Raw genomic sequence first — 8,245 nt, 5'->3', positions numbered from 1 at the left:
TCATTTGGCAAGCTTGGCAAAAATCATCATTAAAATATTGTTCTAGTTGTTGTAGCGCGGCGATCTCGGTGGCGAGCACTTGTTGGGCAACACCTCGATAGTCAAAGTTATCAAACATCTTTAACTCCTCAATAATTAAGCGGCCATATTCATCAGTAAATATCCTTGATAACCGAGGAACACGATAAATAGAATGGCACCTTCTAGGCGATTAATACTGCGAGACTTACCCAATGCCATAATCACCAATAATAATGAGACGCCTAACATGACCCAAAAATCCCTTCCCATCGCATTTTCACTGAGTATCGATGGATTTAAGAGCCCCGGCAGCCCCATCACGGCTAGGATATTAAATACGTTAGAACCGATAATATTGCCGACCGCCATATCATCTTCTCCCTTCAGCACACCCGCTAAGGAGGCCGCGAGTTCAGGCAGGCTGGTACCGACTGCGATGATGGTCAGCCCGATCACTAAATCGCTCATGCCGAAGTATTTGGCAATGATAACCGAATTATTGACGAGCATATTGGCTGCGAAAGGTAGCAGGATTAAGCCGAAAACCACCCACATAGCGGCTTTTGAGTTGCTGACATCGTGGGGAATTTCAGACTCTCTTTCGGCTAATAAAAGGTCACCTTTTTGCTGTTCTTTTCGGCTGATGTGTAACATCGCTAGCAAAAAAACCACAAACAAGGCTAAAAGTAAAATACCTTCATAGAAACCCAGGTGATTATTCCACAATAAGGCACCAGCAATTAGGGTAACGATAATCATCAAGGGCAGTTCACGGCGTAGTACCGTTGAACTGATTGAGAGAGGCTTGATCAGTGCCGTAATACCTAAAATTAGCGCGATATTAGCGATATTGGATCCCAGCACATTGCCGACCGCGGTATCGGTTTTTCCACTCAAAGCCGCAGTTGCTGAAACCATCATTTCTGGCGCAGAAGAGCCCATTGCGAGAATCGTCATTCCTATGACTAGAGGTGAAATGCCGACATTTCTTGCAATAGCAGCAGCGCCAAAAACCAGTTTATCTGCACTCCAAACGAGTAAAATGAGGCCGACGATCAGTAATCCAACAGCTTCGAGCATGACAATTCCTAGTTTGATGAAAAAAACAGAATAAGTAACCGTTAATTTTGACGTGTTGATCACTAAAAGGGAAGCTGAAGATGGTATTTATTGTCTCATTTTCATGCATCGTTTTTATACTAAGGCAAAAATCGAGTGTCTCACCGTTTTCTCTTACACTTTGTTACGTATATATCGTCATCAAAAGTGGCAGATGATGAGCGAGAAAGCCCCAATAAAAGGTAGCTTGTGAGGTGAATAACAGTGGATCAGACGATTAAGTAATCGAACAGTGCTTTTAATTTGGGGTTAATCTGCTTATGATTGCTCATCTTCTAGATGGAAATCGACAACAGCGAATGGTGAGTATGCGTGAAACCAATCTCGTAACCATTAATAACTTAACCTTTTCTCGAGCAAATCGAGTGATCTTCGATGATATTAGCTTGCATATGCCGAAGGGGAAAATTACCGCGATTATGGGGCCTTCAGGGATTGGGAAAACCACCTTACTGCGTCTGATTGGTGGACAATTATTTCCTGAGCAAGGAGAAATTTGGTTTGATGGTGAAAACATTCCGCGTCTCAGTCGGCGGGAGTTATATCAAGCACGTAAGAAAATGAGCATGCTTTTCCAATCGGGCGCGCTTTTTACCGATCTTAACGTGTTTGATAACGTTGCCTTTCCTTTGCGTGAGCACACGCAACTTAATGATGCCTTTATTAAAACCTTAGTCATGCTTAAATTGGAAGCAGTCGGGCTGCGTGGGGCGGCTCACCTCATGCCAAGTGAATTATCCGGTGGGATGGCTCGCCGTGCTGCATTGGCTCGAGCGATAGCACTCGATCCTGAATTAATCATGTACGATGAACCTTTTGTTGGACAAGATCCTATCACTATGGGGGTTTTGGTTGAGTTAATTCGTAATCTTAATCAGGCCTTAGGGCTCACTTCTGTGGTGGTGTCGCACGATGTGCCGGAAGTGATGAGTATTGCCGATTGGGTATATTTATTGGCTGATGGTAAAGTGATTGCCTTTGGTACGCCACAAGAGCTTGAAAAAAATCGCGATCCACGAGTGCAACAATTTTTGTGTGGTGAAGCGGATGGGCCGGTTCCTTTCCGTTTTCCTGCTCAGTCGATAGAAAAGGATCTGTTTGATGTTGAATAATGCAAAGCAGTGGGTGACGCATTTTGGCCGACGCTGTCTTGGCGTGAGCGAATCGTTTGGTCGAGCTAGCCTCATGCTGGTAGGAGCAATGACCGGACGGCCTAGACCGATTCAGCATTTGCCTTTATTGATTAAACAGTTATACAGCGTGGGAGTGCAATCTTTAGCCATTATTGTGGTGTCTGGTTTGTTTATCGGTATGGTATTAAGCCTACAAGGGTATGTGATTTTAGTCGATTATGGCGCGGAAACCAGCTTAGGCCAGATGGTGGCGTTATCATTGCTACGTGAATTAGGGCCGGTCGTGACGGCTTTATTATTTGCTGGACGTGCTGGGTCTGCCTTGACGGCTGAAATTGGTTTAATGAAGGCGACTGAACAAATTTCCAGTTTAGAAATGATGGCGGTCGATCCACTAAAACGTATTATTGCTCCTCGCCTATGGGCTGGCCTTATCTCAATGCCACTGTTGGCAATGATATTTATGGCGGTTGGTATTTGGGGCGGACAATTAGTTGGCGTTGACTGGAAGGGAATTGATTATGGCAGTTTTTGGTCAACCATGCAGGCCTCGGTCGAGCTGGGAGCTGATATTGGTAATAGCTTAATCAAGTGTGTGGTGTTTGCCATTACCGTCACTTGGATTGCACTATTTAATGGTTATGATGCCATTCCGACTTCGGAAGGCATTAGCCGAGCAACCACGCGCACCGTGGTTCATTCTTCTCTGGCAGTATTAGCGCTAGATTTTGTACTGACCGCATTGATGTTTGGGAACTAAACATGCAACAAACACGTAAACTAGAATTTTGGGTAGGCAGTTTTGTGCTAGCAGGAATTTGCGCAATTCTAGTCATTATTTTTCAAGTCGCTGACGTGAAAGGGCTTGGAGCGAACGATACTTATTCACTTACTGCAGAGTTTGATAATATTGGGAATTTAAAAGTTCGTTCCCCAGTTAAAGTTGGTGGTGTCGTGGTTGGACGAGTTGCTGCGATCAGCTTAGATCAGCATCGTCTTTTACCTCAAGTCACGTTAGCGATTGATAGCCGCTATGATCAATTTCCTGAAACGTCAAGCGTACAAATCCTCACCTCAGGGCTTATCGGTGAGCAATATATTGGCCTAATCCCTGGGTTTGTGTTTGATGATGAGCAGATGTTACGAGATGGCGACCGTATTGAAGACACTAAATCAGCGTTAGTCTTGGAAGACTTGATTGGTCAAGTTTTGTACAGTGTCGGTGGTGGTTCAAGTAGCGATAAAGACGGGAAATAATTATGCTGAAACGTTCACTCACGGTGTTAATGACTCTTTTGTGCTCTTGGGCCAGCGTGGCACAAGTGGTGATTGATCAAGCCGATCCATATCTAATGATGAAAGAAGTGGCCCAAGTTTCCTTTGACCGGCTCAAAGCTGACCAAAAGCTTATTCATGATAATCCTGAGCATTTGAAGGTGATTGTTGAACAAGAACTGATGCCTTATGTGAATGAGCAGTATGCCGCCTTAAAGTTACTCGGACCTCACCTGAAAGGAGCGAAGCGAGAAGATGTCGGTACTTTCATCCATGCTTTTCGTGCCTATTTAGTTAGCAGTTATGCGCAAGTGCTTACCCAATATAGCGATCAAGAAATTGTTTTTGGGCCAGAGACCGCCATTCCTGATGATCGGCGCATTGCCAGTATAAAAGTCGAGATTATTGATACCCCACGCCCGAATATCAATTTGGAATTTAAATTACGTAAAGAAAAAGACGGAAATTGGAAAGCCTTTGATATGGTTGCCGAAGGTATCAGTTTACTTTCGAGTAAACAGTCAGAATGGAGTGGTAAAATTCGTCAAGAAGGGATTTTGGCGGTAGCCAAAGAGCTACAAACTCTGGCAGATCAACCCATCCGTTTTGAGAGTAATAATTAATGAGTCACCCTCAATGGCAGGTTGTCAACGCAGAACGGATATTGCTGTGTGGTGCGTTAGACCGAGAGACTGTTCCTCATTTATGGTCTGAAATTCAATCATGGCGAGCCGGTGCCTCGCAATGTGATGTGTCTTTAGCCGACGTTGAACGAATTGATTCAGCAGGGATGGTGATGTTAATTCACTTAATAGAGCATGCAAAAAACCAAAATTGCCATATAATACTCAGTTTTGTGCCCCAACAACTGCGCACATTATTTCAGTTGAGCAATATTGAAACGATGCTGGCTCAGCATATCAACCATCAGCAGGAGTGAACTGTGGATAGCGCACAAGTACAACAAATATTAGAACAAGCACTCAACCTTCAAGAGCTTCACGTCAAAGGTGAAGGAAGTCACTACGATGTCATCGCGGTTGATGAAAGTTTCGAAAGTATGAGCCGTGTAAAGAAACAACAACTGATCTATGCACCGCTGATGCAGTATATCCAACGTAATGATATTCATGCTGTTTCAATCAAAACGTTTACCCCGCAAGAGTGGGCGCGCAATAAAAAGTTGATGTCGCTGTAAGGTTTTTTAATGGAAAAATTTCGAGTTGTTGGGTCTGATTTACCACTACAAGGTGAAGTGACTATTTCTGGTGCAAAAAATGCAGCACTGCCGATTTTATTTGCTTCTATTTTAGCTGAAGAGCCCGTTGAAGTTGCTAATGTTCCTCATCTACGCGATATCAATACCACGATGGAACTGCTTAAACGTTTAGGTGCAAAAGTTGAGCGTAATGGCTCAGTACACGTGGATGCGAGTCAAATCGATCAATATTGCGCTCCTTATGATTTGGTCAAAACCATGCGGGCTTCTATTTGGGCTTTGGGCCCATTAGTGGCTCGTTTTGGACAAGGGCAAGTTTCCCTACCTGGAGGGTGTGCTATTGGTGCTCGTCCAGTCGATTTGCACATTCACGGATTAGAGCAGTTAGGGGCGACCATTACCCTCGAAGACGGCTATGTTAAAGCACAGGTTGATGGACGTTTAAAAGGTGCACATATCGTTATGGACAAAGTCAGCGTAGGCGCGACCATTACAATTATGTGCGCGGCAACATTGGCCGAAGGGACAACTATTTTAGATAATGCTGCGCGTGAGCCGGAAATTGTTGATACGGCCATGTTCTTAAATACGTTAGGGGCAAAAATTTCAGGCGCAGGTACCGATACCATCACGATTGAAGGCGTTGAACGGCTTGGCGGTGGTCGACATGCTGTTGTGGCGGATCGCATTGAAACTGGGACTTTTCTAGTGGCTGCGGCGGTTTCTCATGGCAAAGTGATTTGTCGTAATACCAAAGCCAGTTTATTAGAAGCGGTACTTGCTAAACTTGAAGAAGCTGGGGCCGTGATTGAAACGGGAGATGATTGGATCAGTCTCGATATGACCGATCGAGAACTCAAAGCCGTTTCGATTCGCACTGCTCCCCATCCTGGTTTCCCAACCGATATGCAGGCTCAGTTTACTTTATTAAATATGATTGCCAAAGGGGGGGGCGTAATCACGGAAACCATCTTTGAAAACCGTTTTATGCATGTGCCTGAGTTAATGCGTATGGGGGCAAAAGCGGAAATTGAGGGCAACACGGTGATTTGTGGTGATGTTGATTCACTCAGTGGTGCACAGGTGATGGCAACCGACTTACGTGCCTCTGCTAGCCTGGTGATTGCTGGCTGTATTGCCAAAGGGGAAACCATCGTCGATCGTATTTATCATATTGATCGTGGCTATGAGCGTATCGAAAATAAGCTTTCTGCGTTGGGCGCTCATATTGAGCGCATTCACGAGTCAAGCTAAACGGTTTGTCTGTTAATGGGCCGAAATCCAAGGGTTTCGGTTTTTTATTCAAGCTCCTTTGGAGAACCTGGATGATTGCTTTATTGCGAATTTTAGCCGTCGCGTTGTTTGCGGTGGTGATGTTTATATTTGGCTGTGGGTATTGTTTATTTAGCCCGCGTAACCCCAAGCATGTTTTTACTTTTGGCCGCATGTTTGCTGCAATGTCGAAAGTTTTTGGTATTACTTTAGAGTTGCGTATACCAGAGAACGCATACCAACGGGGTCAAGCCATTTATATTGCGAACCACCAAAATACTTGGGATCTTTTCACCGTGTCTGCGGCAGTAACACCGAAAGTGGTGACCGTGGGCAAGAAAAGCTTAGCTTGGATGCCCTTATTTGGGCAGTTATATTGGCTAACGGGCAACATTTTGATTGATCGAGCGAATAAATCCAAAGCGAAAGGAACCATTGATCAAGTGGTCGACAGCATGAAAAATAGCGACGTCTCTGTTTGGATGTTTCCAGAGGGGACACGCTCTCGCGGTCGAGGATTGCTACCTTTTAAAGCGGGAGCTTTCCATGCGGCGATAGGCGCTCAAGTGCCGATTATTCCAATTGTCTGCAGCTCAACAGATCATCTAAAACTTAACCGTTGGAATAACGGCCATGTGATCGTTGAAATGTTGCCTCCGGTCAGTACGGCAGGCTTAAATAAAGAGCAGGTTCGAATGCTTTCTCAGCAGTGTCATCAGGGCATGTTAGCAAAATTGACTGAATTGGATGCTGAAGTCGCTCAGCTTAATGGAGCCAATATTCATTCACCTCAATAAATAAAAAGGTTGCTTTAAAAGCAACCTTTTTATTGGACTCTCTGGCCTGTCAATTAATGACGAACGGCAATCGCTTCGATTTCAATACCAACGTCTTTGGGTAAACGTGCCACCTCAACACAAGAGCGGGCCGGGTAATGGGCAACATTATGCTCATCAAAAAACTGCCCGTAAACTTGGTTGACGGTTGAAAAATCATTTAAATCTTTAACAAAGACCGTCATTTTCACAATATCACCCACTGTTAAGCCGGATGACTCAATGACGGCTTTTACATTATCTAACGACTGGCGGGCTTGAGCGGCAATACCGGTAGGTATGTCACCTGTCTCTGGATTGACAGGGATCTGACCTGAAGTTAGAACCATATTACCTAAATCGACCCCTTGAACGTAAGGGCCTATGGCGGCTGGAGCTGAGTCAGTATGCAGAACTTTTGTCATGCTAGGGATTCCATCTTGGTGATTAAAAAGAACTTTTAGTGTGCCCTTAAAGATGTGTTAGGTAAAGAGGCAATCGCATGAGAAGCGGGCGTTGTTTTCACTCCCGATGTCAGAGAACATAAGGAGTGAAGAGCGATTTATGCGTCGCGCTCTGTGACGACTTCACGTGAAAAAACTTTCTCGCAATATTTACACTTGAGGCGAATATCGTGGTTTTTTTCTAGGATACGGAAGCTACTTTCTACCGGTTCATTATGGGAAATACAATTGCTATTTGGGCACGCAAAGACACTGTTGATTTGTGGTGGCAACTCAAGTGCAAGTTTTTTAACGACTTGATAATCTTCAATTTGATTCACTGTGGCATGGGGAGCATACAAAGCTAATTTATTGGCCTGCTCTTCATTGATAAAGACATTTTCAATTTTTAGTAAGTCTTTGTGTCCCAGTGCAGATGACGGGAGATTTAAGCCAATGGTGACGCGTTGATTGGTGTTATGCATGTCAAAGAGTCTTAACACCTTAATACCGACTTTAGCCGGAATGTGGTCAATAACGGTGCCGTTTTTAATGGCTTCAACTTGCAGTTTGGTTTCTTTATTCATGATGGGCTCCAATTACAGTGACTCGTTTAACACAAGGGCAAGTAAGGCTTCACGCGCATAAACGCCATTTTCTGCTTGTTGAAAGAAATAAGCATGTGGTGTTTTATCAACATCGGTAGTGATTTCATCAACACGAGGCAGAGGATGGAGCACTTTCATATTATCGCGTGCCCCTTCAAGTAAGGAAGCGGTCAGGACATAGGCCGATTTGATATGAGCATATTCAGACTCATCAAAACGCTCTTTTTGTACTCGGGTCATATAGAGGATGTCGAGTTCAGGAATGACGCTTTCCATATCAGTATGAAAGCTATATTGCATACCGGCTTCATCGAGTTCTTCACAAATATAATCAGGCATA

The 8,245-nt window shown here is 44.3% G+C and carries 12 protein-coding genes and 1 pseudogene; 8 read left to right on the top strand and 5 right to left on the bottom strand.

Features of this window, described 5'->3' with window-relative positions; translation table 11 throughout:
* Both B7C60_RS17690 and B7C60_RS03270 read right to left on the bottom strand, forming a co-directional pair.
* Nucleotides 1-118: pseudogene (locus B7C60_RS17690) on the bottom strand (D-arabinose 5-phosphate isomerase); the annotation flags it as partial.
* A 17-nt stretch (nt 119-135) separates the two neighbouring features.
* Entirely contained in the window at nt 136-1,101 is a 966-nt protein-coding gene (locus B7C60_RS03270; protein ID WP_099610422.1) for a calcium/sodium antiporter, read from the bottom strand.
* Nucleotides 1,102-1,448: 347 nt separating this feature from the next.
* Between B7C60_RS03270 and mlaF the strand changes: the two genes are divergently transcribed.
* The 8 genes from mlaF (at nt 1,449) to B7C60_RS03230 (ending at nt 6,836) form a co-directional block, all read left to right on the top strand.
* Nucleotides 1,449-2,252 (top strand): phospholipid ABC transporter ATP-binding protein MlaF, encoded by an 804-nt coding sequence (gene mlaF, locus B7C60_RS03265; RefSeq protein ID WP_099610527.1) that lies wholly within the window; start codon nt 1,449-1,451, stop codon nt 2,250-2,252.
* Nucleotides 2,242-3,033, top strand: coding sequence for a lipid asymmetry maintenance ABC transporter permease subunit MlaE (gene mlaE, locus B7C60_RS03260; protein WP_099610421.1), 792 nt, complete (start codon nt 2,242-2,244; stop codon nt 3,031-3,033). Before mlaF ends, mlaE begins: the two co-directional genes overlap by 11 nt.
* Before the next feature lie 2 nt (nt 3,034-3,035).
* Nucleotides 3,036-3,530 (top strand): outer membrane lipid asymmetry maintenance protein MlaD, encoded by a 495-nt coding sequence (gene mlaD / locus B7C60_RS03255; RefSeq protein WP_099610420.1) that lies wholly within the window; start codon nt 3,036-3,038, stop codon nt 3,528-3,530.
* A gap of 2 nt (nt 3,531-3,532) precedes the next feature.
* On the top strand, nt 3,533-4,171 hold the full coding sequence (locus B7C60_RS03250; protein ID WP_099610419.1) for an MlaC/ttg2D family ABC transporter substrate-binding protein: 639 nt from the start codon (nt 3,533-3,535) through the stop codon (nt 4,169-4,171).
* Entirely contained in the window at nt 4,171-4,488 is a 318-nt protein-coding gene (locus B7C60_RS03245) for an STAS domain-containing protein (protein WP_099610418.1), read from the top strand. Before B7C60_RS03250 ends, B7C60_RS03245 begins: the two co-directional genes overlap by 1 nt.
* 3 nt (nt 4,489-4,491) lie before the next feature.
* Nucleotides 4,492-4,746, top strand: a complete 255-nt coding sequence (gene ibaG / locus B7C60_RS03240; protein ID WP_099610417.1) for a BolA family iron metabolism protein IbaG — start codon at nt 4,492-4,494, stop codon at nt 4,744-4,746.
* A 9-nt stretch (nt 4,747-4,755) separates the two neighbouring features.
* Nucleotides 4,756-6,021: a UDP-N-acetylglucosamine 1-carboxyvinyltransferase gene (murA, locus tag B7C60_RS03235; protein ID WP_099610416.1), complete on the top strand. Its 1,266-nt coding sequence runs from the start codon at nt 4,756-4,758 to the stop codon at nt 6,019-6,021.
* A 71-nt stretch (nt 6,022-6,092) separates the two neighbouring features.
* Entirely contained in the window at nt 6,093-6,836 is a 744-nt protein-coding gene (locus B7C60_RS03230; protein ID WP_099610415.1) for a 1-acylglycerol-3-phosphate O-acyltransferase, read from the top strand.
* Nucleotides 6,837-6,889: 53 nt separating this feature from the next.
* On the opposite strand, the gene B7C60_RS03225 is transcribed toward B7C60_RS03230, so the two are convergent.
* The 3 genes from B7C60_RS03225 to B7C60_RS17685 form a co-directional block, all read right to left on the bottom strand.
* Nucleotides 6,890-7,279: a RidA family protein gene (locus B7C60_RS03225; RefSeq protein WP_099610414.1), complete on the bottom strand. Its 390-nt coding sequence runs from the start codon at nt 7,277-7,279 to the stop codon at nt 6,890-6,892.
* 137 nt (nt 7,280-7,416) lie between these two features.
* A complete protein-coding gene (gene pyrI, locus B7C60_RS03220; RefSeq protein WP_099610413.1) occupies nt 7,417-7,884 on the bottom strand; it encodes an aspartate carbamoyltransferase regulatory subunit in 468 nt (155 codons plus the stop codon).
* Nucleotides 7,885-7,896: 12 nt separating this feature from the next.
* Nucleotides 7,897-8,245 (bottom strand): aspartate carbamoyltransferase (locus B7C60_RS17685; RefSeq protein WP_483887747.1); only part of this gene is annotated, 349 nt, incomplete at its 5' end.

This window comes from Vibrio fujianensis (assembly GCF_002749895.1).
GTDB classification, from domain to species: Bacteria; Pseudomonadota; Gammaproteobacteria; order Enterobacterales; family Vibrionaceae; genus Vibrio; species Vibrio fujianensis.
Note: the sequence above shows the minus strand (reverse complement) of the source record. Positions and strands in the feature narration are given on the sequence as shown.